Origin of the sequence: Pandoraea sp. E26 (genome assembly GCF_000681415.1) — a bacterium.
Taxonomy (GTDB): domain Bacteria; phylum Pseudomonadota; class Gammaproteobacteria; order Burkholderiales; family Burkholderiaceae; genus Pandoraea; species Pandoraea pnomenusa.
The window spans coordinates 402,282-426,049 of sequence record NZ_AYXJ01000002.1; the positions used below are offsets into that span (position 1 = coordinate 402,282).

Genomic DNA, 23,768 nt, shown 5'->3' on the forward strand with positions numbered 1-23,768 from the left:
GATATCGTTCGCAGTTCGGAATGCTTGCGAACGGCATGGGTGAAACGACGCACGCGCCGGATGGCGGCCCACGTATCAATGCTGAAACGTTTTCGGACACATGGCCAGGCACACTGGAACGTCGAAAAATATAAAGCCAATGTTTTCATGCACTTAAGGTGGGTGGCACGGAAGTCGCTTTATTGGTCCGGGCAAGGAGGGCAAAGCGATGCGAATTCTCACTACCGAAATGCAGGTCCGCGTACGGCAAAGTGCAGGCGCTCTGGGCGCCGCGGTTGCCGTGGCACTGGGTCTGTGTGCCGCGCAGGCTCAGGCGCAGGAAGTGTCGCGCTCGCCGTTCGTGCAGGTTGCGATGCTCACGGGCGCGATGGTGCCGACGACGTTCACGACCACGGCACTGCCGCGTGCGTCGATTTACGACGCCGATGTCGCCATCCCGGCGCCGCTTGCCGCGCAATTGCCGCAAGGCGATGCGCAGGACGTGGCCGCCACCAATGACGAATCGGCTGAGGCCGCAAGCAATGCCCCCGCCGTTACGGGAATGCCGCTCGCGGCCGCCCGTGTCGACGACGAACAACTTGGGAACCAGCGCGGCCGCAACATGGGCGGCACGATGGTCAAGTCACCAGGCATGGCGCTCGCCAATGGCGTGACGTTGTGGGACGAACTGCCCGGCGCCGTCACGCCGATGCCGCGTCCGCAGCAACTGTCCAACGGCGTGAACAACGTGCAGGTGACGCGTGTGACTTACACCACGCGGTGAACGACATGACCCAGACCCATTTTCTTCCTGTCGCGCACGCCGCACGAGCGCTCGCCACGATGGTCGTGGTGCTGACGCCGGTGCTGCTCGCGGGTCAGGCGAGTGCGGAACCGGCGACCCCGGGCGATATCGTGGTCGAGCGCAACATCGGTCCGCAAATCGCCTATCGAGGCCTGCCGCGCGTCGAGAACCCGATCGGCATCGCTGTTCCGGCCTTCCCGACCGGGCCGTTCAATACCGCCATGGGCGCTGTCAAGCAGGTCACGGACAGCGACCTGATGGGCCGCGGCAACGCCGGTCTCGTCACGGGCGCCGTGCAGTCCGGCATCAATCCGGTGATGGGCGTGCTCGTGGGCAATGCGCCTGGTGGGAACAGCCTCAACACGTCCAACGGTGTCGGCGGTGGATTCGCGGGCGCCTCGGGTGGTGTAGGCGGTATCGGCAGCATCGGCACGCTCGTGCCGTCGGTGATCAGCTCGGCGCTCTCGCCGCTGACCAATCTCGGCGCGGCAGGAGCGACGAAATGAGCGGACTGCGTGGGTCGCGTGGCGCGCAGCGCGCCGTCCATCTGGCGGTTGCCGCAATGTTGGCGACGCTTGCCGGTGCATCGGCCGCGGAAGACGTGTGGTTCGTGAACGGTGAACTCGCCGGCACGCACGCCACCGTCGAGAACGGCACGGCCGTCGGCGTGACCGGCGCGCTGGGTGTGAATCAGGCGGCGGGCGTGAACAACGCCCAGGCCAACAGTGCCGTGATTGCCAATGGCGGCAGTGTGACGGCCGGGGCGTCGAGCACGAATCAGCAGGCGCTCGTCACGACCACGACCGGCGCGGCCAGCGCAGCAATTCAAGGCAACGCATTTTCAGGCACCTCGGGGCTGACGCAAGTCAACCAGGCGAGCGGTGCCGGCAATCTTCAACGCAACGCGACCGTCATTGTGACCGGCGATGCGTCTGGAGTGGCGAGCGTATCGGATACGGCACTATCCGCTGCGATCTCCAAGGGTGGCCCGGCTGGGCGCGACAACCTCAACGATCAGTTCCGCACGGCGTCGATTTCCGGTGACGCCTTTCGGGGCGCGAGCGGTGTGGTGCAAGTGAACCAGTCGGCTGGGATAGGCAATGTAACCGCAAATGTTTTTGTGCTCCGTCCCCCGGCGGGCACATCTTTTTAACTGGGTAATTCTCTCGTCAAGGAGATGGTCATGAAAACGAAAGCAATTGCAGCGGCTGCACTGCTGGTAGCAACGGGTTCCGCCATGGCGTCCCCCAATCACCAGCAATACAGCTTCTCGTTCATCGGCAACGAGACCAACGTACTGAACCTGGTCGGCATCTTCGGTCTGGTCGGCATTCGCGGCTGCGTGACGGTGGACAACACCGGCAACGCTGTCGTGCAGAGCAACCAGCGTGTCGACGTACACCACGTGAACCTGACGGGACCGCTGCTTGGTTCCTATGTGACAGGCCATGTGACGTACGGCGTCGATTCGAAGACCAAGACGGTGACGGATCAGGGTAGCGCGTACATGATCGCAGGCAGGACCACCACGCACTACGACAACTCCACGTCGTGGGTGAACGCTTCGGCCAACGGCCACCTGAACACGAGCCACTCCTTCCAGGCGGGCGCGGGTTATGTGGCCGGCCAGTCGAGCTCCGGTTCGGGTGGCTTCATCGCGGGCGGCGGGTATCAGTACTCGAACGTCGCCGGCGGTGGAGGCATCATCGGCGGCGGCATTATCCCGCTGCCGGGCGGTCTGGCGCTGTATGGCGGCTATCTCGTGGGCAACTTCGGCGCGGGTCAGGGTTCGGCATGGGGCGGCTACGCCTACGGGCAACAGTCGCAGCAGGCTGCCGGATTCCTTGCTGCAGGCTTCCTGAACACGCAGAAGAGCTTCGACGCGGCGTTCCACGCCACGCTGAACCACGGCAACTACTCCGTCGAGAGCGACTCGATGGCCGCCGGTGCGCTGTGGGGTTTCTCGAACACCTACATGTCGTCGACCGCATGGACGAAGGGCGCACTCACGTACCACTTCAACACGGCGCAATACCAGACGATGGGCGCAACGCTGGGCACCAACGCACTGGCTAACGCCAACGGCAACGTCGGTGTGAACGTGGCGGCGGGTGCCGACAACGCCCAGGCCAACAACGTGGCGATCGCATCGCTCAACGCCCAGCCGGTGTATGCGTCGGCCCAGGTGTTTGCGAACCAGTCGTCCAAGGGTTCGGCCAGCATCTCGCAGTTCATGGTCAACGCCAGCGTGGGCGACGGAGCGCTTGCCGGCGCCACCGGCAACGTCGGCGTGAACGTGGCTTCGGGTGTGGGCAACGTGCAGGGCAACAGCCTGGCCGCGGCCGTCTCGCAAGGTGGAAACGGCTGGTTCAAGGGCGGTGCGGCCAACTCGACGGCCCAAACCGACCAGGTCGCGGGCATGAAGGCCTCGGGTGACTTCGTCGCCAACGCATCGCTGGGCAACGGCGCTCTGCAGTGGGCCAGCGGCAACGTGGGCGTGAACGTCGCAGCCGGTATCGGCAACGTTCAGGCCAACAGCCTCGCCATCTCGGCAATCAAGTAATGCAGGTCACCGGTCCGGGGTTCCCCGGACCGGTTTTTTCCTGAGGTGTGTCATGAGTGATGCGCGTCGTGCCGCAGTGAGGATCGCTACTGTTTGCGCCCTGGCGTGCGCAAGCGTGGCCGGGCACGCGCAGTATGCATCGGTGAACCTGGAGTCTTCGATCGGTGTACCGGCGGTCAAGAAGATGCGCTCGTTCAAGTCGATGCACTACGTGAATCTGGTCCAGCAGGAATACGACTTCAGCTGTGGGTCCGCAGCCCTGGCAACGTTGCTGCGATATGGCTACGGGATCGATATCCCCGAGGCCGAAATGATTCAGAAGATGATGGTCTTCTCCAATCCGCAGACCGTCATCAAGAATGGTTTCTCGATGCTCGACATGAAGAAGTTCGTCGAAACGCTCGGGCTCGAGGGCCGCGGTTTCAAGGTGGACGTGAATGCGCTGTACGACCTGAAGATCCCGGTCATCGCGCTCATCGACGTCAACGGTTATCAGCACTTTGTGGTCATCAAGGCGGCGAAGGACGGGCGCGTGTTCGTGTCGGATCCGGCGCTGGGCAACCGCATCATCGAGCAGGCCGATTTTGCCAAGCAGTGGAATGGCTTGGTGTTGGCGGTCATCGGCAAGCCGTTTCTGGAGGATTCACCGCTGCTCAAAGGCAACGAATCCCTGGCAGTCAAGCTACGCGACAGCGCCTTGGCGACCGGGACGTCACCGACCCCGATGGTGGACTTCGGCATCATCCGGGCGGATCTGTTTTGAGACCAGACCATCATGAATCGATATGTCCCGATGCTGGCCATCCCGCTGTTCGCGAGCGCCGTGCCGGCATTCGCGTCGAGCGTGGTGCCCGAGAGCTGGACGCCCGTGAGCGATGAGGTGCTCTCGCACGCGACCGGCAAATACGCTCAACAGAACATGATCACGGGCTTTCAGCTCGTCATGCAGTCGCAATGGCAGATGCCGACCGGTGCGAGCCTGATGGCCACCGGCGTGCTCGGCGTGAATCAGGGCGCCGGCGGCTACCAGGTCCAAACCGGCGCCGCGACCGGCATCCTGCCGGGCGTGGCGAACGCAACGACGCCCGTCACGCAGGTTGTCTCCGGCGGTGCGAGCGTGCTCATCAACGGCGTCGCCCAGATTACGCAGGTGGCCGGCGACGCGAACAACGCATTGAACAAAGCCATCATCCAGTACGCCCCGGGCGTGTCGATTGCCTCGCTCATACCGGTGAGCGGGCAGGGCGCCAACCATTCGCAGACCACGGTGGGCAACCTGAGTGCGAGCGTCGCCATTACGTCGGCGGGCATGCAGGTCACGCTCAATACGCCCAACGGCAATCTCGGGCAGAGCATCGGCGGCGGCGCCGGTGCGGCCATGAACCAGATCATGCAGGTCGTGCAGGTGGCGGGCAACGCACAGCAGGTCATGAATACGTTGCAGTTGAACCTCCAGTCGAGTCCGATCACATCGGGCGGGCTGCGTCAGGCAGGCGTGCAGAGTGCGCTTGCCAACATGGCGGCCATTCGCCGGTGAAGCGATCGCTGGGGTGACCGATTCGGTGACCGATGTGGCGAGCCGTGTCGATGCGGTTCGCCCAGACGCCGATGCAGGTGGCGGTGCAGGCAAAGCGCAGGTGTCGTAACGGCGTCGCGAGGTGGTGCATGCACCACGCGACGCCGGCAGCAGTGTCCGGTGCGGTCGTCGAACGCAGTGAAGCGACGGGGCGACACCGGACGCGATGACAACAAGAAGTGGGGCGTAACAAGAAGGTGATGTCGGCAGAGCCCGGGCAGTGCGCGCAGCAGGTGTCGCGGTGGGTTTCGCACGCATCACCCCGCAGTCGAGCAGCTAGGACAACCGTTTTTCGGCATCACGTGTTGGTTGGATTGCGCGCGGACGCCCGTCCGCTTTTTTACCCGGGGGGGACCATGAACACTCACCGCTTTTTTCCCGTTGCCGCTATTCCGTTGGGGGTACTGCTTTTCACGCTATCGGCCCAGGCTCAGGAGCATACGAACCCATCGCCGGATGACCGTCTCCAGATGTTGATGGACATGGTCGACCGGCAGCAGCGGGAAATTTCTTCTCTGAAACAGCGCCTTACCGACATCGAGATGGCGCAACGCGGACGCGGCCTGACCGCGTGGGATACCGCGCAGATCGCGCAGGTGTCGCCCGGCGACGGTTCCGCCGCCGGGTCCGCGGGTACGCCGGGCGGTGGCGCCGCCGGGGCCGCGGGCCCCACGACGGCCACGCCCATCGGCGAGACGCAGCAGATGCAAAAGAGCGAGACCGACTCGCAGCGCACGCCGGCCGAAGAAGCCGTGGTGCAGGCGCAGCACGCGCCGCTGTTCGATCGCAAGCTCACCATCGACGCCGGTATCAGCTACAGCTACTACGATCGGCGTCAACTCGTACTGAGTGGCTTCCTGGCACTCGACGCCATCTTCCTCGGCCAGCTCAATCTCGGCCAGACGAAGGCGAACGTGTGGACCTTCGACGTCAACACGCGCTACGGCATCACCGACCGTATGAGCGTGGCGTTCGACGTGCCGTACCTGTACCGCAACTCGGACTTCATCTCGGGCGGGGTGGGCGGCGCGGCATCGTCGGTGAGCGACATCAGCAAGAACTCGGCGAATATCGGCGACGTGAACGCGTCGCTGTACTACCAGCTGGTCAAGGAGAATGCGAACTGGCCGGACATCGTGGCGTCGTTGCGCGTCACGGCGCCGACCGGCACGTCGCCGTTCGGTATCAAGCTCGGCACGCCCGACCCGTCCAACAACAACCTGACCACGCCGTCGCGTCTGCCCACGGGGAACGGGATCTGGGCGTTCACGGCCGGCTTGTCTTTCCTGCGGACCTACGATCCGATCGTGCTGTTCGCGAACGTGGCGTACACGTACAACGTGGCGCGCACCTTCGACGACATCTCGACGATCGAAGGTACGGTGCAGCCCGCGAAGGTCAAGCTGGGCGACATCATTCAGCTCGGCGCCGGCATGGCGCTCGCGCTCAACGACAAGACGGCGCTGTCGATCTCGTACTCGACGGCCATTTCGCGTGCGACGAAGACCGCCACGCCGGGCGGTCCGTGGACGACGGTGGCCGGCAGCTCGACGAACGCCGCGTCGCTCAACTTCGGCATCAATTACGCCATCAACAAGCACTGGACGGTGAACGGTTACGTGAACGCCGGCATGTCGCCGGATGCGCCGAATTACGTGATCGGCGTGCGTTTCCCGTACACGTTCTGATGGCGTGACGCGAGGCCGTGACAAGTGACGCGCTGCGCATCCCGCCCGCAGGAGAGGCGCAGCGCGTCAGTGAAATTCGGAGCGCGCCTGGCGCGGCGTGCGTGCGATGCGCCGGGAAAGCCTCGGTGATGTGCCGGTGATCAACGCCCCACGCGCACCGTGCTGGCGTTGAGCGTGAAGCTCGTTGCCAGCAAACCGGCCGCGATGGGATGCGTCGACGGCTGGGCGATGGCAACCGTGGTGCGCAGTTGTCCCTGCGGCGCGCTCGATGCCTGTGTTGGCTTCGGCGACGGCGCAGGCGGGATGACTTCATCCCAGAGTCGCACGTTGTTGGCGGTGGTGAGTGTCGAGCTGACCGGTGCGAGCGCGGTGGGCGTGGCGCCCGGGAGATGGGCAACGACACTCTGTTGCAGATTCGCGGCGCGGGTGGTGGCGAGCAAGGCGTCGCTCACGGCGATATTCGGGATGCCTGCGCCGGTGACGTCGGCCTGGGCGCTGCTGGCAATGCACGCGCAAGCCATGCAAAACATGGCACTGCGCGTCGAGACGACGGAAAATTTGAACATGGCGTGCCCCCCGGCTTCCGCTGACTGTCCTGTCAGGCTTTTTGTATTCTATTGCGCTATTGGAGAAAAGGAAGGGAAAAAAGTAATGGCGGAGTCTCGGCGAAATGAGTAAATAGGTTACGCACATTGCGGATTGTCGCGCAGAGGCAACAACGGCCGGGATCCCGTGAGGGCGGACTCGCCGACGTGCGGATTTCACGCATAAACTGCTTCGAAAGCGAAGTGACACCCGAGGGACAGATCACGACGAACGCTGGAGGATATCTTCGGTTTTCGTGCCGGCCACGACACGCGCGCGGAACGCGCGGAGATGCCGGACATACGTGGCGAGCAGACAAAACGGCGCAGCGGCGCGATGAAGCGCAGGCGAGCGGGCGGGTGTCACCCGAATCGGGGCGGCGGCGTGGGGTGCCGACCGGAAATACAGGGGAAACCATGCGTGTACTGGTCATGGGTGAGGCCGCCAGATGGCTGAGCGGCCTGCAGGTCGCATTGCAAACCGACGCCAACGCGACACTACCGGTCCTGCGACACGTTCATGACGTGGCGACGCAGGACTGGATCTGGCTGCGCGAACTGCCCTCGCGCCGTGCACTCGTACTCGATGAATCGGTCGCTCGCACGCCGCTTCTCGACACCTTGTGCCCGATGGCCGGCGAATGCGCGCCGCCTGTGCCGGTCATCGTGATCGGCGATACGGGTTTTCCCGATGAAATCATTCACTGGCTGCAGAGCGGTGTTACCGCGTTTCTGCCCTGGCCGAGCGCCGTCGCGCGGGTGCGGTCGGTGTTCGACCTGGCGTTCTGCGGCGGGCGCTATGTGCCGGAAGATGCGCTATCGGCGCTGCTCGTGCTCTGGCGGCAGGAAGCCATGGGTGAGGCGCTACCCTTGTCGCGCCTGCCCGTGTTTCCGCTCGGCGGCGACAAGGCGACGCAACTGGCCGAGTCGGCGCTCCTCGGCATCTCGCAACGGCAGTACGAAATTCTGGCCCTGCTGTCGCGCGGTTTGTCCATCAAAAGCATCTGCCAGCAACTGGTGATCTCGGAGGGCACCGCAAAGACCCACGTGTCCGCGCTTTACCGGCGGCTTGGCGCGCGTAATCGGGGCGAAGCGATCTATATTGCGGCGCAGCGTGGCGCGCGCCACCTGTTCGAGACATGATCGCCGCGGCCGGTGAAGGCCAAGTTTAGGACTTCGCGACGATCCGGATCGGAACTCTCCGGTATCGGGTTCTACGTTATTGGCCGATAGCCGACTGTCGAATTACTATACGGACTTCATTTGCCACCCATGGTGACAGGCGCCGCCCACCGGGCGCGTTTCGAAGTCGACGGCAATGGCCGTCGACGGGTACAGGAGTCCACGCGTTGTCCAAGTCGTCCACGTCGTTCACATCGTCTGAACCGTCGCGTTCACCCGATTCGGTTGCCACGTCCGATCCGTCCGATCCGTCCGATCCGTCCGGTATGGGCGGAAATCCCGGTACTGCCGGTACTCCCGGGGCCGCTTCGTCGCAGAATTCCGCCGCGACCGCTGGCCTGCCCGCGCGCGGCGCGCTCGCCGGGGTCAAGGTCCTGGAGCTCGGTACGCTCATCGCTGGGCCGTTCGCGGCGCGCATGCTCGGCGAATTCGGCGCTGAAGTCATCAAGATCGAGGATCCGCAGCACGGCGATCCACTGCGCAAGTGGCGCAAGCTGCACCCCGACGCCGGCGGTACTTCGCTATGGTGGGCCGTGCAGGCACGCAACAAGAAGTCGGTGACGATCAACCTCAAATCGTCGGAAGGCCAGGAGATCGTGCGCAAGCTGGCGGCGCAGGCCGACATCGTGGTGGAGAATTTCCGGCCGGGCCTGCTCGAGCGCTTCGGTCTGGGATACGAACAATTGTCCGCGCTCAATCCCGGGCTCGTGATGGTGCGCCTGTCGGGCTACGGACAGACCGGGCCGTACCGCGACCGCCCGGGTTTCGGCGCCATTGCCGAATCGATGGGGGGATTGCGGCACATCACCGGCTACCCGGATCTGCCGCCACCGCGTATCGGCATTTCGATTGGCGATTCGATCGCGGCGCTGCATGGCGTGATCGGCGCGATGATGGCGCTGCACCATCGGAATGCGAACGGCGGGCGAGGGCAGGTCGTGGACGTGGCACTTTACGAGGCTGTCTTCAACCTCATGGAGAGCGTGGTGCCCGAATACAGCGTGGCGGGCATGGTGCGCGAGCGAACCGGCGCGTCGCTGCCGGGCATCGTGCCTTCGAATACCTATCCCTGCGCCGACGGCATGATCGTCGTCGGCGGCAACAGCGACCCGATCTTCAAGCGGCTGATGCACGCCATCGGTCGCGCCGATCTGGCGGAAGACCCCGGCCTGGCGCACAACGACGGACGCGTGCCACGCACGCAGGAAATCGACGATGCCATCGGCAACTGGACGCGCGAGCGACCGATCGAGGAGGCGCTCGACGTGCTGCAGGGCGCGGATGTGCCCGCGAGCCGGATCTACACCGTGGCCGACATGTTCAAGGACCCGCAGTTCATCGCGCGCCAGATGATCCAGCGTCACACGTTCCCCGACGGCACGCCGATCGATCTGCCCAACGTCACGCCAAAGCTGTCGGAGACGCCTGGCCAGACGCAGTGGCTCGGCCCCGAATTGGGCGCGCACACCGACGAGGTGCTCGCACGCCTGGGGTATGATGCCGAGCAAATCAAGGCGCTGCGCGAGAACGGGGTCATCTGAGCCAAACTGCCTGGTGCCCGCCGGGGCGCGCGAGATGCGGCATCGTCCGCGCTTTGCCGCCTTACGCGATGCCCCTGCAGCACGTCACACCCATCGCACGTCACACCAAGAAAAATCGCTGCAACCAAGGAGACAAACAACCATGCAACGACGTCAATTCGTTACGGCACTGGCCGCGACCGGTCTGATCGGGGCCGGCATTCGTCCGGGCTTCGCGCAAGCCAAGCTGGAGAAGACCAAGGTCGCCATCGCCGTCGGCGGGAAGAACCTCTTCTACTATCTGCCGCTCACGATTGCCGAGCGTCTGAACTATTTCAAGGACGAAGGTCTGGACGTCGAGATCTCGGACTTCGCCGGTGGTTCGAAGGCGTTGCAGGCGCTGGTCGGCGGCAGCGCGGATGTGGTGTCGGGGGCGTACGAACATACGATCCTGTTGCAGGCGAAGCATCAGTACATCCGCGCGTTCGTGCTGCAGGGCCGTGCGCCCCAGATCGTTTTCGGCGTGTCCAACAAGACCTTGCCGAACTACAAGTCGATCGCCGATCTGCGCGGCAAGAAGATCGGTGTGACCGCGCCCGGATCGTCCACGAACATCATGGCGAACTTCGTGCTCGCCAAGGGCGGCGTGAAACCCAATGAGGTGGCCTTCGTCGGGGTCGGGGCCTCGTCCGGTGCGCTCGCCGCGATCCGCTCGGGCAATATCGATGCGATCGTGAACCTCGATCCGGTCATCACGATGCTCGAGCGCGACAAGGAAATCCGCGTGATCTCCGACACGCGCACGCTCAAGGAAACGGTATCGTTGTTCGGCGGCAACATGCCGGCCGGGTGTCTTTACACGAACGAAACGTTCATCCAGAAAAATCCGAACACCACGCAGGCGCTGACCAATGCCATGGTTCGCGCATTGCGCTGGCTGCAGACGGCCGGTCCGTCGGACATCATCAAGACGGTGCCGGATGCCTACCTGCTGGGCGATCGTGCGCTTTACCTTGACGCCTGGGCGAGGGTGAAAGAAGCGATCTCGCCCGATGGGATGATTCCCGCCGACGGTCCGGCAACGGCGCTGCGCACGCTCCAGGCGTTCGACGAAACCGTCAAGGGCAAGTCGATCGATCTGTCGAAGACGTTCACGAACGAGTTCACCAAGAAGGCCGACGCCAAGTACAAATGATGACTGCGCCGGCTCTGAGTTTCGACAGCATTACGTGCACCTTCGTCGCACGCGACGATCGCGCCAGGCGTTACACGGCGGTGGCGGACACCTCGCTCGATATTGCGCCGGGAGAGTTCGTCTCCGTCGTGGGGCCGACCGGCTGCGGCAAGTCGACCTTGCTCAACGTCGCGGCGGGGTTGCTCATGCCGTCGTCGGGCGCCGTGAAGGTGTTCGGCGAACCGCTTCGGGGCATCAATTCGCGCGCCGGCTACATGTTTCAGGCCGAAGCGCTGATGCCCTGGCGCAACGCGATCGACAACGTGACCGCCGGCCTCGAATTTCGCGGCATGGCGGCCGACGAGGCGAAGGCGCGCGGCCATGAATGGCTCAAGCGGGTGGGGCTCGGCGGATTCGGCGACCGATATCCGTACCAGCTCTCGGGCGGGATGCGAAAGCGGGTTGCCATGGCGCAGACGCTGATCCTCGACCCCGACATCATTTTGATGGACGAGCCGTTTTCAGCGCTCGATATCCAGACGCGACAGCTGATGGAGAACGAGTTGCTCGAGCTGTGGGCGGCCAAACGTCGCGCGGTGCTCTTCATCACGCACGATCTGGACGAGGCGATTGCATTGTCCGACCGTGTCGTGGTGCTCGCCGCGGGGCCGGGCACCCATCCGATAGGGGAGTTCCGGATCGATCTGCCGCGTCCGCGCGATGTGGCGGAAATCCGGAACCATCCGCGCTTTACCGAGCTCCACGCCCAGATCTGGGACGTGCTGCGCGAGGAAGTGCTCAAGGGCTATGCCCAACAGTTGAAGGCGGTCTGAATCGTCATGTGCCAAATCGCGGGCTTTCTGATGAGTACATGCGGCTGGGCGCGCTGGTTCGATTGGCTGGACTGGTTCGATCTCCCGGATGGCTTCGGCCTGTTCGATTGGCTTGTCTGACGGCTCGTTTGCGTGTCCGTCTGAATTTCCCGGAATCCGTTTGTCATGCGTAATCGTTCGATCATGCGGCATTTGCGTTTGTGGCAATGGCTGCTGCTGGCGGTGGCGTTTCTTGTCTGGTATGTGCTCACCAGCCCGACGCTGCTGCCCGCGTTCTACTTCGACAGCCCCGACAAGGCGGCTTTCTTCTTTGGCGAACCGCAGAAAGTGCTCCTGCAAATCTGGCAATGGTTCGCCAGCGGCGAGATCTACCTGCATCTGGGTGTGACGCTGCTCGAAACGGTGCTGGCTTTCATCATCGGCACCGTGTCCGGCCTGGCGGTCGGGCTCTGGCTGGCGCTCTCGCCTAGCGCCGGCGCCTTGCTCGATCCGTACATCAAGGCGGCCAATTCGATGCCGCGCGTGATTCTCGCCCCGATTTTCGGGGTCTGGTTCGGGCTGGGTATCTGGTCGAAGGTCGCACTTGGGGTCACGCTGGTGTTTTTCATCGTGTTCTTCAACGTCTACCAGGGCGTGAAGGAAGTGAGTCCGGTCGTGCTGGCCAACGCCCGCATGCTGGGCGCGAACCAGCGCCAGTTGCTGCGCCGCGTCTACTTGCCGAGCGCCACGAGCTGGGTGTTCTCCAGTCTTCACAATTCGGTGGGGCTGGCATTCGTCGGCGCGGTGGTCGGTGAATACCTCGGCTCCGCGCGCGGCGTGGGGTACCTCATCCTCCAGGCCGAGGGCACGTTCGACATCAATGCCGTGATTGCCGGGGTGCTGATCCTCACCGCATTCGCCCTGGTGCTCGACGGACTGGTCGGGGTGGCCGAGCGGCGCTTGCTCGTGTGGCAACCGCAAGCCGGCGAGACCGAGAAGATGTAGCGCGCCGGTGTCGCTGGCGCCCCGGGTTTCCGGCGCTCGCGGCAGTGGCATGGCCGACTGGGCGACACACGGCGATTTTGCCGTTGCCGCCCACCCCGGATCGTGGCCAAGCGTGGATCGATGCCGCGAAGGCGTCATATCCGGGTACCTTTCCTCGGTTACAATTGCCGCATGCGAATCCTGCTCAGCAACGACGATGGGTATCAGGCGCCAGGCCTGGCCGCGCTTTACGAAGCGCTGGCACCGCTTGGCGACATTACCGTGGTGGCGCCCGAACAGAACTGTAGCGGTGCGTCCAATTCCCTGACCCTGCAACGGCCGCTTTCCGTCTTCAAGGCGGCCAACGATTTCACGTTCATCAACGGCACACCGACCGATTGCGTACACGTGGCGCTCACAGGCCTGCTCAATGAGCGTCCCGATATCGTCGTCTCGGGTATCAATAACGGCCAGAACATGGGCGAGGACACGCTGTACTCCGGTACCGTGGCCGCTGCCACCGAGGGTTTCCTGTTCGGCATTCCCTCGTTCGCGTTTTCCCAGGTCAACAAGGGTTGGGATCATCTCGACAGCGCCGCACGCGTGGCGCGCGAGATCGTCGAACGCTACATGGAGCGCCCGCTGGGCGCGCCGTTCCTGTTGAACGTCAATATTCCCAATTTGCCGTACGATCGGCTCAAAGGCGCACTCGCCACGCGTCTTGGGAAGCGACACCAATCGCAGCCGGTGATCCGTCAGGAAAATCCGCGCGGCGAAGCCATTTATTGGATCGGTCCGGCCGGCGACGCGCGCGACAGCAGCGAAGGCACCGATTTTCACGCCGTGGCGCACGATTACGTCTCGGTCACCCCCTTGCAACTGGATCTCACGCATAACGCACGGCTCGGCGTCGTGCATGACTGGCTGGCCAGCGCAGGGGTGGCCCAACGATGACGACACCGCCGAAGCGTTTTCCTCTCCCCCTGGCCGAAGTGATGACGCGTCGGCAACGCAAGGCGCCGACGCTCGACAAGGCGTCGCGGGTAAGTCCCGCAGGGGCACCGCCCGCGGCAATGACGCGCAAGGCGGGCTCAGCGAACCCGGGGAATGGGAAAACGCCGGCGGCAGGAGGCGCGGCTACGGCGCATTCCAACACGCGCACTGGACCGCGCGCTGCGTCGACGCCGATGGCGGGCGCGTCCGCGCGACCGGGTGGCGCCCAGACGCCGCATCCCGTCGTGCCCAAAGGGTTGGCGCGCCCGGCGGCGGCGCCGCATGCCCAACCCGCCCCACACGCCGCGAAGACCCCACCGCGTCAGGCGGCAAAGCCCGCTGCGGGCGGTTTGCACAAGCCGGCCGTCGCCGGTGCCGTCGGCACCGCCGGTACCGCCGGTGCGTCGGGGATGTCGCATGGCGGCGCGTCGGCGAAGGTTTCGTCTGTCGGTACCGTACGCACGGGCCCGTCGGCGGTCACCAGCGTGCCCGAGGGCATGGGACTCACATCCGATCGGGTGCGGGCGCGAATGGCTGAACGCGTCGCCGCATCCGGCGTCAAACACGCGGGCGTGCTGGCGGCGCTCGCAACGGTGCCGCGCCATGGCTTCGTGGACGCCGCGCTGGCCACTCAGGCGTATGAGGACGCCGCGCTGCCCATCGGCCACGGACAAACGATTTCGAAGCCTTCGGTCGTCGGCCGGATGATCGAGTTACTGCTCGCGGGCGGACGTCCGCTCGAGAAGGTGCTTGAGATCGGCACTGGCTGCGGCTATCAGGCGGCCGTGTTGTCGTGCGTCGCGCGCGACGTGTATTCCATTGAGCGGGTTCGGCCGTTACATGAGCGGGCCAAAGCCAATCTTCGGCCGTTGCGCGTGCCGAACATCCGGTTGCATTACGGCGACGGACGCCTGGGATTGCCAGCGGTCGCCCCGTTCGACGGTATTGTGATCGCGGCCGCCGGGCTTGAGATTCCGGACGCGCTGATCGACCAACTGGCCGTTGGTGCGCGTCTCGTCGCGCCGGTTGGCGGCGAGCAACAGATTTTGACCCTGATCGAGCGCGTCGGTGCGCGCCAATGGCGCGAGACGCAGCTTGATAGGGTGTTATTCGTCCCCTTAAAATCGGGCATCATTTGAGCCCGACGGGCCTATTCTGCGGAGGATTTGAGTGAATTTGCGAGCGGGTTTCCAACAACGCGTCGCCAGTGTCCTGTTGCTGAGCATGCTGGCAGCGTGCGCATCGCGACAAGTCGGGGCGCCGGTCGTCGACCGTACCGTAGGCGGTGCGACGACCGACAGCAACGTGCCGGGTGCTGCGCCCGTTATCGACAACACGCCGGTGCCGGCGGGCTATTACCGGGTCAAGCCCGGTGATCGCCTCTATCGCATCGCGCTGGAGAACGGTCAGAACTATCGCGACATCGCGCGCTGGAACAACATCCAGAATCCGGACCAGATCGAGGTCGGTCAGGTGCTGCGCGTGAAGCCGCCGGCAGGCGACACCGGCACGCCGCTGCCGCCGCCGATGGCCAGCACGCCGTCGAGCACCGGCAACACGGCGGCGACCGTGCCGCCGGCCGTTGTGCCGCCGCCGGCAACGTCGTCGGCGCCGACCGCGGTGTCGAGCGGCGAGCTGCAACTCTCGTGGCCGGCAAAGGGGATGGTCGTCGGGCGTTTCGACGATTCGAAGAACAAGGGGCTGAACATTGCCGCCGACGCGGGCGCCCCCGTCTACGCCGCCGGGGCGGGCAAGGTGGTGTACTCCGGCGCGGGGCTGCGCGGCTACGGCAACCTTGTCATCATCAAACACGACGCCACCTTCTTGACGGCGTATGCGCACAACCGCAAACTGTTGGTCAAGGAAGGCGACTCCGTTACGCGGGGTCAGCAAATTGCCGAAATGGGCAGTTCGGATGCAGACCGTGTGATGCTGCATTTCGAAGTGCGCAAGGATGGCAAGCCTGTGGATCCGATGAAGTATTTGCCGCCTCAATAATCTAGGCAGGGTCGAATGCTCAAGAGAAAGCGTCGTACTTCGCAAGAGGAAGACCTCGCTGCCCCGGAGCCCGATCAGGAAATCGACGATCGGCAATCCCGGCAGGACGAGGACGTGGACGACGCTTTCGACGAGCGCGAGGCGGAGGACGACGACGCCTCGTCGTCCGATGCCGCCGAAGACGGCGGTGGCGTGCGCAAGCGCAAGTCCGCCGACGCCGACGACTTCGGCACCGTGCTGCAGGCCGAACTCACGGCCGACACCGTCCAGCACTATCTCAACCGCATCAGTGTCAAGCCGCTGCTCACGCCCGCGGAGGAGCTCGATTACTCCACGCGCGCGCAAGCGGGCGAGTTCGACGCCCGTCAGGTCATGATCGAGCGCAACCTGCGTCTGGTCGTGAGTATCGCCAAAGGCTATCTCAATCGCGGGGTGCCGCTGCTCGATCTGATCGAGGAAGGCAATCTCGGCCTGATGCACGCCATCGAGAAGTTCGATCCGGGTCGCGGGTTCCGCTTCTCGACCTACGCCACGTGGTGGATTCGCCAGAGCATCGAGCGGGCCATCATGAATCAGGCGCGAACCGTGCGCTTGCCGGTGCACGTCATTCGCGAGCTCAATCAGGTGCTGCGCGCCAAGCGTCATCTCGAGAAGAGCGCGGCGTATGTCGACGCTGGCGAACAACGCGAGGCCAGTATCGAGGACATTGCCGACCTGACCGGCAAGACGCCCGAGGAAATTACCGACATCCTCGCGCTCAACGAACACGTGGCGTCGCTCGACGCACCGCTGGACATCGATCCGGGCAGCAGTCTGCTCGATTTGCTGTCCGACGATCACAGCGAGGCTCCCGAGCAAGAGGTGCAACACCGAGAGCTGGAGGACCTGATGCGTCTGTGGCTGTCCCGGCTGTCGACCAAGCATCGTTACGTGATCGAGCGTCGTTTCGGGCTCAATCGCGTCGAGCCCGCGACGCTCGAAGAGCTGGCCGACGAAATGGGGCTGACGCGCGAGCGCGTACGTCAGATCCAGCAGGAAGCACTCGTCAAGCTCAAGCGCTACTTCGCGTCGAACGGCGTGCGCAAGGACGCGGTGCTCTGAGCAACGCAGGTCCAGTCGCTTACGGCATGCTGCCATCTCGCTGACACGCGCCGGTCGGCATCACGGATTGCCGCGAATCGCCGACGTTGCCGGCGGGTCATGCCTCACGTCGATGCCGCATTGCGGCGCTCACTATTTTTTCTCTTTCGATTGTCACCATGCCATCTCCCGTACTCGTCTTCGACATTGAAACGATTCCCGATGTCGAGGGCTTGCGCAAGCTCGAACCGGCGTACGCCGGCCTGTCCGACGATGCCGTTGCCGAAGCCGCGTTTGCTGCGCGCCGCGAAAAGGTGGGGCATGATTTCCTGCCGTTGCATCTGCAGCGTGTCGCCGCCATTTCCTGCGTGTTTCGCGATCGCGACGGTTTCCGGGTGAAGTCGCTGGGCACGCTCGAGGACGGCGAGGGCGCACTGGTGTCGGGGTTTTATCGCACGATCGAAAAGTACGCGCCGCAACTCGTATCGTGGAACGGCGGCGGATTCGATCTGCCCGTGTTGCACTACCGCGCGATGATTCACGGCATTGCCGCGCCGCGCTACTGGGACATGGGCGAAGACGATCGCGAGTTCAAATGGAACAACTACATCAGCCGCTACCACCAGCGTCACCTTGATTTGATGGACTTGCTGGCGATGTATCAGGCTCGGGCAAACGCGCCCCTCGACGATCTGGCCAAACTGTGCGGCTTCCCGGGCAAGCTCGGCATGGACGGCAGCAAGGTGTGGGAGGCGTATCGCCAAGGCAAGCTCGAGGAAATTCGCAACTACTGCGAGACGGATGTCGTGAACACGTACCTCGTCTATTGCCGCTATCAGTTGATGCGCGGTGGACTGCGTCAGGCCGAGTACGAGCAGGAAATCGAGTTTGTGAAAAATTCGCTCGCGCAGGAGGCCGCTGCCCACTGGAAGGAATATCTCGACGCGTGGGGCTGAACGCAAGGCGGGGCGGTGCGCGGAATCGACAGTTCGAGGCATGGGGGTGCGGTGCGACGCGGCCTGCACGCGTCAGGGGCGGACGAATCGATTAAAATGCCGGGTTTGCTGTCGCCCATGAGAACCAAGACGTGACCCGTTCCTCCCGAAACGCCTCGCGCGGCCGGCCGGCCGCCGAGCCCGGCATCATCGACATCGAATCGCTCGACATGGAAGCGCGCGGCGTTGGCCGCACCGCGCCAGAGGGTGAGCCGGGTACCCCCGATTACAAGCCCGGCAAGGTCATCTTCGTCGAAGGCGCATTGCCCGGCGAACGCGTCACCTATCTGAGCTATCGCCGCAAGCCCAAGTTCGAGCAGGCCGAAGCCGTCAGCGTGCTGCGCTCGAGTCCGATGCGCGCGAAGCCGCAATGCCCCCATTTCGGCAAGTGTGGCGGCTGCTCGATGCAGCACCTCGAGCCCCGGGCACAGATCGCCATCAAGCAGCGCGTGCTCGAGGACAATCTCGCCCGGTTGGGGAAAGTGAAAGCCGAAGCCATGCTTCGCCCGATTCAGGGCCCGGACTGGGGGTACCGTTTCCGGGCGCGTCTGACGGTGCGTTACGTGCCGAAGAAGGGTGGGGTGCTCATCGGTTTTCACGAACGCAAGAGCAGCTACGTGGCCGACATGGACTCGTGCGAAGTGTTGCCGCGCCATGTTTCCGACATGCTCGTGCCCTTGCGGCGGTTGGTCGAGTCGCTCTCGATTCGCGAGCGTCTGCCGCAGATCGAGCTGGCTATCGGCGCGGACGTGACAGCCCTCGTGTTGCGTATTCTCGAGCCGCTTACGCCAGAAGACGAAACCATTCTGCGTGCGTTTGCCGACGCCCATCGTGTGCAGTTCTGGGTTCAGCCGAAGGGGCCGGATACCGCGGTGCCGTTCTATCCGCTCGAGCCGGAGCTGCATTACACGCTGCCGGAATATCAGATCCGCATGCCGTTCAAGCCGACGGACTTCACGCAGGTCAATCACCAGATCAATCGCGTACTGGTCCATCGTGCGCTGCGGCTGCTGGCTCCCGAGTCGCATGAGCGCGTGCTCGACCTGTTCTGCGGCCTGGGTAACTTCACGCTGCCGCTGGCGCGTCGCGCCGGCACCGTGATGGGGATCGAGGGCAGCACGGCGCTTACGGAGCGGGCGCTGGCCAACGCCCAGCGCAATGGTGTGGCGGATCGTACCGAGTTCGCGTGCCGCAACCTGTTCGACATCACGCCTGACGACATTCGGGCGCTGGGCGCGTTCGATCGCTACCTGATCGACCCGCCGCGCGAAGGGGCGCTGGCCGTCGCGAAGGCGCTCGCCGAGTTGGCGCAACAGGGCTACGATGGGCTACCCAGGCGAATCGTTTACGTGTCGTGCAGTCCTGCAACGCTTGCGCGAGACGCCGGCCTGCTCGTGCACGAGGCGGGTTACCGTCTGACGCTGGCGGGGGTGGTGAACATGTTCCCCCATACGTCGCACGTCGAATCGATGGCGGTGTTCGAGCACGAGAGTATCGGTCAGCCCTGGGTGCCGCGCGTGCGCGTGTCGGAGCCGCAGGACGAGGCGACGCCCGCCGATGAGGGGGTCGAGGCGATCGCCGGTGCCATCGGCGGTGACGGTGTGGTCCACGAAAGCGAGTGATTTCGTGCGGGCGGGACGGCAATCCCGCTTCTCTCCCCGTGGCCCGGCGAAGGACGAGGCGCGCGGCGCGATTCGCCAAAACGAAAAAACCAGTCCCGAGGGACTGGTTTTTTTGTCGGATCGAGATGGATGCGGTGGGCGCACCCACCGCATCCGCGGCAGATCAGTTGCGGTTGCCGCCCAGCACGCCCAGCAAGGCGAGCAGGTTGGTGAAGATGTTGTAAAGGTCGAGGTAGATCGCCAGCGTTGCCGTCACGTAGTTCGTTTCGCCGCCATTCACCACGCGCTGGACGTCGAACAGGATGTAGGCGGAGAAGATCGCGATGGCAAGCACCGAAACCGTCAGCATCAGTGCCGGCAGTTGCAGGAAGATGTTGGCGACCGAGGCCAGAAGGATCACGAGCACGCCCATGAACAGCCACTTGCCGAGTCCGCTGAAGTCACGCTTGCTGACCGTGGCGATCGAGGCCATGACGCCGAAGATCACCGCCGTGCCGCCAAACGCCAGCATGATGAGCGATGCGCCATTCGAGAAGCCCAGCACGAAGCTCAGCAGGCGCGTGAGCATCAGGCCCATGAAGAACGTGAAGCCCAGCAGCAGGGCAACCCCCACGCCGCTGTTCTTGAAGCGCTCGATCGCGAACATGAAGCCGAAAGCGATCGCCAGGAAGGCGATCATGCTGACCATCGGGCTGCCCGCGAACAAGGCGAAACCGTAGTTCACGCCCAGCCAGGCGCCCGCAATCGTCGGCAGCATCGACAGAGCGAGCAGCCAGTACGTATTGCGCAGTACCTTGTTGCGCACTTGTACGGTGGTGGCGCCGGCGGTCCCGCCGTAGCCGAAACGTTGGAAGTCCTGGTTCATATATTGTGTTCTCCGTGGTCATTGTGCCCGCCGGCGGGGCCGGCAAGCGCCGCTTGACGCTTACGATGCCGGCGTTTCTCCGGCAAATTCCCCGCAGCCGCTGCGACTGGCTCGTCGTCGAAGTCCAGAGGATACCGAAAGATACCCGGCAGCGGACTCGGAAGACGCTCGAAATTTGCGGGCGAATCCCCGAATTTCAATTCACCTTTCCGACACCCGACCCTCCAATAATAGGAGGGTTGCCGATTCATACCCCTGCGTCGACTTCACGAAAAGCCGGATCGTCCCGGCCGTCCTGCGTTTGAGCGGTACGCGCACTGTAGGTTCCATCCCCATCATAACAGCCTTCGTGCTACAATTATGGGTTCATGTTGGTTATATAACTGCTTAATTTTTTGGAGTTTTTCATGGCAGTCGAACGCACTTTGTCGATTATCAAGCCCGATGCCGTTGCCAAGAACGTGATCGGCCAGATTTACAGCCGCTTCGAAGGCGCAGGCCTGAAGATCGCCGCTGCCAAGCTCGTGCACCTGTCGCGCGCCGAAGCCGAGCAGTTCTACGCCGTGCACAAGGAGCGCCCGTTCTTCAAGGATCTGGTCGACTTCATGGTCTCGGGTCCGGTGATGATCCAGGTGCTCGAGGGCGAGAACGCCATCGCGAAGAACCGCGAACTGATGGGCGCCACCGATCCGAAGAAGGCCGAAAAGGGCACGATTCGCGCCGACTTCGCCGACAGCATCGACGCCAACGCCGTGCACGGCTCGGACGCCGCTGAAACGGCCGCCGTGGAAGTGGCATTCTTCTTCCCGGGCATGAACGTCTACGCGCGCTAAGCCGCGCGTTCAGTCGCTCGATTGCAGGAAGTTACCGAAGGGATGTTAGACGGACTACGGCCATGACCCACCTTACGAATCTGCTTGATTACGATCCGGACGGTCTGGCCGCCTATTGCGGCACGCTCGGCGAAAAGCCGTTCCGTGCCCGCCAGCTCCAGCGTTGGATCCACCAGATGGGTGCCGCCGATTTCGACGGCATGACCGATCTTGCCAAGTCGCTGCGCGAGAAGTTGAAGACGCGCGCGACCATCGCAGCGCCCGCCGCCATCACCGACCACCTGTCGGCGGACGGCACGCGCAAATGGCTGCTGGACGTGGGCAACGGCAATGCCGTCGAGACCGTCTACATTCCCGAGGAAACGCGTGGCACGCTTTGCGTCTCGTCGCAGGCGGGCTGCGCGGTCAATTGCCGGTTCTGTTCCACCGGCAAGCAAGGTTTCTCGCGCAACCTGACGCTCGGCGAGATCATCGGCCAGCTGTGGATGGCCGAATTCGCGCTGCGTCGTGATCTCGGGCGCGAGGGCAAGAACGAGCGTGTCATCACCAACGTGGTGATGATGGGCATGGGCGAGCCGCTGCTCAATTTCGATAACGTCGTGGGCGCCATGCGCCTGATGCTCGACGACAATGCTTACGGGCTGTCACGTCGGCGCGTTACATTGTCGACGTCCGGTGTGGTCCCGATGATGGATCGCCTGGGCCAGGAGTTGCCCGTGGCGCTGGCCGTGTCGCTGCATGCGCCGAACGACGCGCTGCGCGACGTGCTCGTGCCGCTCAACAAGAAATATCCGTTACGCGAACTGATGGCCGCGTGCGAGCGTTACCTGGAAGTGGCGCCGCGCGATTTCATCACGTTCGAGTACTGCATGCTCGACGGTGTGAACGACACCGAAGCGCATGCGCGCGAGCTGGTCGCCCTGACGCGCGACGTGCCGTGCAAATTCAATCTGATTCCGTTCAATCCGTTTCCCGAATCCGGTCTGCTGCGTTCGAAGGATCCGCAGATCAAGCGATTTGCTCAAATTCTGCTCGACGCGGGCCTGGTCACCACCGTGCGCAAGACGCGTGGCGACGACATTGACGCGGCGTGCGGCCAACTCGCCGGTGAAGTGCAGGACCGCACACGGCTTGCGCAACGCGGCAAATTCGGGAAAATCGCGGTCGAGGTGCGTACCGTATGAGGTTGCGAACGGGCGGGCGCGGACCGTGGCGAGGGCCGTCGGCCCCGCACGCGCCGTGCCGCCCGTCGGATCAGTCTCGCAGGACAGCATTCCTTGCGCGGGGCGCGTTTCGTGCGCCGCGCGATTCCGTCAGTTCCATGCCGAATCCGTCGATGCGCCGAGCAGATCTTCACGCCGAGCGTACGTCTGATGATGTAGCGGGACTGTCGTCAGCATATCCTCAGCCGCTGCGGGCGGCTGCTTACGAACGGGGGCGTATCGATGGATAACCAGAATCAGGCGGATGCAGGCGGGCAAGCCGAGGCTCAGGGCCAAGGGCTGCCGCAGGGATCGTCTTCCGCCGGATTGGCTGAGCTGGGCGCGCAGGTGGGTGCGCAACTGGCCGCATTGCGCGAACAGCGCGGCATGTCGATCGAAGACGTGTCGGCGCGTCTGAAAGTGTCGGTGCAAAAGCTCAGGCGCCTCGAAGCCGGCGAGTGGGATGCCTTGCCGGAGATGCCATTCCTCCAGGGCGTCGTGCGCAGCTATGCACGCATGCTCGGCGCGGATCCGGAGCCGATGATCGAACCGCTGCGTCGTTTCGGCCGCGCGGCACCCATCGATATTCCGCAGGCGCCCACGGGGCAGCCGAGCATTCCGAAGAGCCCGGTGCGCTTTCGCTCGCCGGTGGCCGCGTCGCAGGCCAAATGGCCCTGGGCGCTAGCCGCGCTCGTGGTGATCGCTGGCGCCGCCTGGTACTTTGGCAACGCCCACAAGGCCGGACGCGGTTCGGTCGAGCCGGCCGAACTCGCAAGCGGCGTGTCGGCGCAAGGTGCGACGGACGCCGCCGAGCCGGCGAGCCAGCCGGTGGTTACCGACGCCAACGGCACGCCGCCGGGCGCGGATGGGGCCAACATCGGGAACACGGAAAATACGGTCAATGGTGCGACGGCCAGTGCCGCCGTTGCTGGCCCGGGCCTGATCGCGGCCGTCGACCCCACGCATGTGGTGGCGGGTATCGCGAGCGCGGCCGCCGCGGCGCAGGTGGCTTCGGCCCCCGAGGCGCCGTCGGACGCCAGGGCGTCGAGCGCCGGTGCGCCGGGTAATGGCAAGATTGCGTTGCGTCTGAAGGCGGATAGCTGGGTAGAAGTGCGTTCGAAGGACGGCAAGGTGCTGTTCTCCCAGTTGCTGCGCGCAGGTGCGCAACAGGAAATTACGGGCGATGCGCCGCTCAGGATCGTCGTGGGTAACGTCGCGGGCGTCGAGTCGCTGGAGTTCAACGGTCAACCGGTCGAGATCAAGTCCCGCAATGCGGGCAACGTGGCGCGTCTGACGCTCCAGTAAGTGACCGA

At 64.1% G+C, this 23,768-nt stretch carries 24 protein-coding genes; 21 read left to right on the plus strand and 3 right to left on the minus strand.

Translation table 11 applies throughout. From position 1 onward, the window contains the following. Positions 1 to 208 precede the first annotated feature (208 nt). The 7 genes from W930_RS28965 (at position 209) to W930_RS0101925 (ending at position 6,611) form a co-directional block, all read left to right on the plus strand. Positions 209 to 763, plus strand: a complete 555-nt coding sequence (locus W930_RS28965) for a hypothetical protein (protein WP_051610622.1) — start codon at positions 209 to 211, stop codon at positions 761 to 763. 5 nt (positions 764 to 768) lie between these two features. Beyond that, positions 769 to 1,290, plus strand: coding sequence for a hypothetical protein (locus tag W930_RS25640; protein WP_023596546.1), 522 nt, complete (start codon positions 769 to 771; stop codon positions 1,288 to 1,290). After that, positions 1,287 to 1,937 carry a hypothetical protein gene (locus tag W930_RS0101905; protein WP_023596545.1) on the plus strand — a complete coding sequence of 217 codons (651 nt, stop codon included), beginning with the start codon at positions 1,287 to 1,289 and terminating at the stop codon, positions 1,935 to 1,937. The genes W930_RS25640 and W930_RS0101905 overlap by 4 nt, the downstream gene beginning before the upstream one ends. A gap of 30 nt (positions 1,938 to 1,967) precedes the next feature. After that, positions 1,968 to 3,347, plus strand: coding sequence for a hypothetical protein (locus W930_RS25645; RefSeq protein ID WP_023596544.1), 1,380 nt, complete (start codon positions 1,968 to 1,970; stop codon positions 3,345 to 3,347). Positions 3,348 to 3,399: 52 nt separating this feature from the next. Next, positions 3,400 to 4,110, plus strand: coding sequence for a C39 family peptidase (locus W930_RS0101915; protein WP_023873927.1), 711 nt, complete (start codon positions 3,400 to 3,402; stop codon positions 4,108 to 4,110). 12 nt (positions 4,111 to 4,122) lie between these two features. After that, on the plus strand, positions 4,123 to 4,884 hold the full coding sequence (locus W930_RS25650; protein WP_023596542.1) for a hypothetical protein: 762 nt from the start codon (positions 4,123 to 4,125) through the stop codon (positions 4,882 to 4,884). Positions 4,885 to 5,279: 395 nt separating this feature from the next. Next, positions 5,280 to 6,611 carry a hypothetical protein gene (locus W930_RS0101925; RefSeq protein WP_023873931.1) on the plus strand — a complete coding sequence of 444 codons (1,332 nt, stop codon included), beginning with the start codon at positions 5,280 to 5,282 and terminating at the stop codon, positions 6,609 to 6,611. A gap of 140 nt (positions 6,612 to 6,751) precedes the next feature. Here W930_RS0101925 and W930_RS0101930 read toward each other — a convergent pair whose 3' ends face one another. Beyond that, the gene (locus W930_RS0101930) at positions 6,752 to 7,177 is read right to left on the minus strand and encodes a hypothetical protein (RefSeq protein WP_023596540.1); all 426 of its coding nucleotides are present in this window, start codon (positions 7,175 to 7,177) and stop codon (positions 6,752 to 6,754) included. A 435-nt stretch (positions 7,178 to 7,612) separates the two neighbouring features. Here W930_RS0101930 and W930_RS25655 point away from each other — a divergent pair, with 435 nt between their 5' ends. The 6 genes from W930_RS25655 to surE all read left to right on the plus strand — a co-directional run bounded on the left by W930_RS25655 (position 7,613) and on the right by surE (position 13,821). Beyond that, on the plus strand, positions 7,613 to 8,338 hold the full coding sequence (locus W930_RS25655; protein WP_023596539.1) for a response regulator transcription factor: 726 nt from the start codon (positions 7,613 to 7,615) through the stop codon (positions 8,336 to 8,338). 206 nt (positions 8,339 to 8,544) lie between these two features. Beyond that, on the plus strand, positions 8,545 to 9,918 hold the full coding sequence (locus W930_RS0101940; protein WP_023873933.1) for a CaiB/BaiF CoA-transferase family protein: 1,374 nt from the start codon (positions 8,545 to 8,547) through the stop codon (positions 9,916 to 9,918). Positions 9,919 to 10,060: 142 nt separating this feature from the next. Continuing rightward, positions 10,061 to 11,092, plus strand: a complete 1,032-nt coding sequence (locus W930_RS0101945) for an ABC transporter substrate-binding protein (RefSeq protein ID WP_023873934.1) — start codon at positions 10,061 to 10,063, stop codon at positions 11,090 to 11,092. Then, the gene (locus W930_RS0101950) at positions 11,092 to 11,904 is read left to right on the plus strand and encodes an ABC transporter ATP-binding protein (protein WP_023873935.1); all 813 of its coding nucleotides are present in this window, start codon (positions 11,092 to 11,094) and stop codon (positions 11,902 to 11,904) included. The genes W930_RS0101945 and W930_RS0101950 overlap by 1 nt, the downstream gene beginning before the upstream one ends. Before the next feature lie 165 nt (positions 11,905 to 12,069). Next, a complete protein-coding gene (locus W930_RS0101960) occupies positions 12,070 to 12,888 on the plus strand; it encodes an ABC transporter permease (protein WP_023596534.1) in 819 nt (272 codons plus the stop codon). A 171-nt stretch (positions 12,889 to 13,059) separates the two neighbouring features. Beyond that, positions 13,060 to 13,821: a 5'/3'-nucleotidase SurE gene (gene surE, locus W930_RS0101965; RefSeq protein ID WP_023596533.1), complete on the plus strand. Its 762-nt coding sequence runs from the start codon at positions 13,060 to 13,062 to the stop codon at positions 13,819 to 13,821. A gap of 361 nt (positions 13,822 to 14,182) precedes the next feature. On the opposite strand, the gene W930_RS31095 is transcribed toward surE, so the two are convergent. Beyond that, positions 14,183 to 14,368: a hypothetical protein gene (locus W930_RS31095; RefSeq protein ID WP_369798642.1), complete on the minus strand. Its 186-nt coding sequence runs from the start codon at positions 14,366 to 14,368 to the stop codon at positions 14,183 to 14,185. On the opposite strand from W930_RS31095, the gene W930_RS31100 reads away from it, so the two are divergent. The 5 genes from W930_RS31100 (at position 14,358) to rlmD (ending at position 19,555) form a co-directional block, all read left to right on the plus strand. Next, positions 14,358 to 14,999, plus strand: coding sequence for a protein-L-isoaspartate(D-aspartate) O-methyltransferase (locus W930_RS31100; protein WP_369798639.1), 642 nt, complete (start codon positions 14,358 to 14,360; stop codon positions 14,997 to 14,999). The two genes, W930_RS31095 and W930_RS31100, sit on opposite strands and share 11 nt — an antisense overlap. A gap of 85 nt (positions 15,000 to 15,084) precedes the next feature. Further along, the gene (locus W930_RS0101975) at positions 15,085 to 15,858 is read left to right on the plus strand and encodes a peptidoglycan DD-metalloendopeptidase family protein (protein ID WP_224785342.1); all 774 of its coding nucleotides are present in this window, start codon (positions 15,085 to 15,087) and stop codon (positions 15,856 to 15,858) included. 15 nt (positions 15,859 to 15,873) lie between these two features. Continuing rightward, positions 15,874 to 16,959 (plus strand): RNA polymerase sigma factor RpoS, encoded by a 1,086-nt coding sequence (gene rpoS, locus W930_RS0101980; protein WP_023596530.1) that lies wholly within the window; start codon positions 15,874 to 15,876, stop codon positions 16,957 to 16,959. A 158-nt stretch (positions 16,960 to 17,117) separates the two neighbouring features. Beyond that, complete coding sequence (locus tag W930_RS0101985) at positions 17,118 to 17,894, plus strand: 3'-5' exonuclease (protein WP_023596529.1); 777 nt, start codon at positions 17,118 to 17,120, stop codon at positions 17,892 to 17,894. 131 nt (positions 17,895 to 18,025) lie between these two features. Continuing rightward, positions 18,026 to 19,555, plus strand: coding sequence for a 23S rRNA (uracil(1939)-C(5))-methyltransferase RlmD (gene rlmD / locus W930_RS25660; protein WP_023596528.1), 1,530 nt, complete (start codon positions 18,026 to 18,028; stop codon positions 19,553 to 19,555). A 163-nt stretch (positions 19,556 to 19,718) separates the two neighbouring features. On the opposite strand, the gene W930_RS0101995 is transcribed toward rlmD, so the two are convergent. Continuing rightward, complete coding sequence (locus tag W930_RS0101995; protein WP_023596527.1) at positions 19,719 to 20,420, minus strand: Bax inhibitor-1/YccA family protein; 702 nt, start codon at positions 20,418 to 20,420, stop codon at positions 19,719 to 19,721. A 407-nt stretch (positions 20,421 to 20,827) separates the two neighbouring features. On the opposite strand from W930_RS0101995, the gene ndk reads away from it, so the two are divergent. The 3 genes from ndk to W930_RS25665 all read left to right on the plus strand — a co-directional run bounded on the left by ndk (position 20,828) and on the right by W930_RS25665 (position 23,760). Continuing rightward, positions 20,828 to 21,253 (plus strand): nucleoside-diphosphate kinase, encoded by a 426-nt coding sequence (gene ndk, locus W930_RS0102000; protein WP_023596525.1) that lies wholly within the window; start codon positions 20,828 to 20,830, stop codon positions 21,251 to 21,253. A gap of 62 nt (positions 21,254 to 21,315) precedes the next feature. After that, positions 21,316 to 22,437 carry a 23S rRNA (adenine(2503)-C(2))-methyltransferase RlmN gene (rlmN, locus tag W930_RS0102005; RefSeq protein WP_023596524.1) on the plus strand — a complete coding sequence of 374 codons (1,122 nt, stop codon included), beginning with the start codon at positions 21,316 to 21,318 and terminating at the stop codon, positions 22,435 to 22,437. Between the two features lie 261 nt (positions 22,438 to 22,698). Next, a complete protein-coding gene (locus W930_RS25665) occupies positions 22,699 to 23,760 on the plus strand; it encodes a RodZ domain-containing protein (protein ID WP_024788401.1) in 1,062 nt (353 codons plus the stop codon). The last annotated feature ends 8 nt before the right edge of the window (positions 23,761 to 23,768 follow it).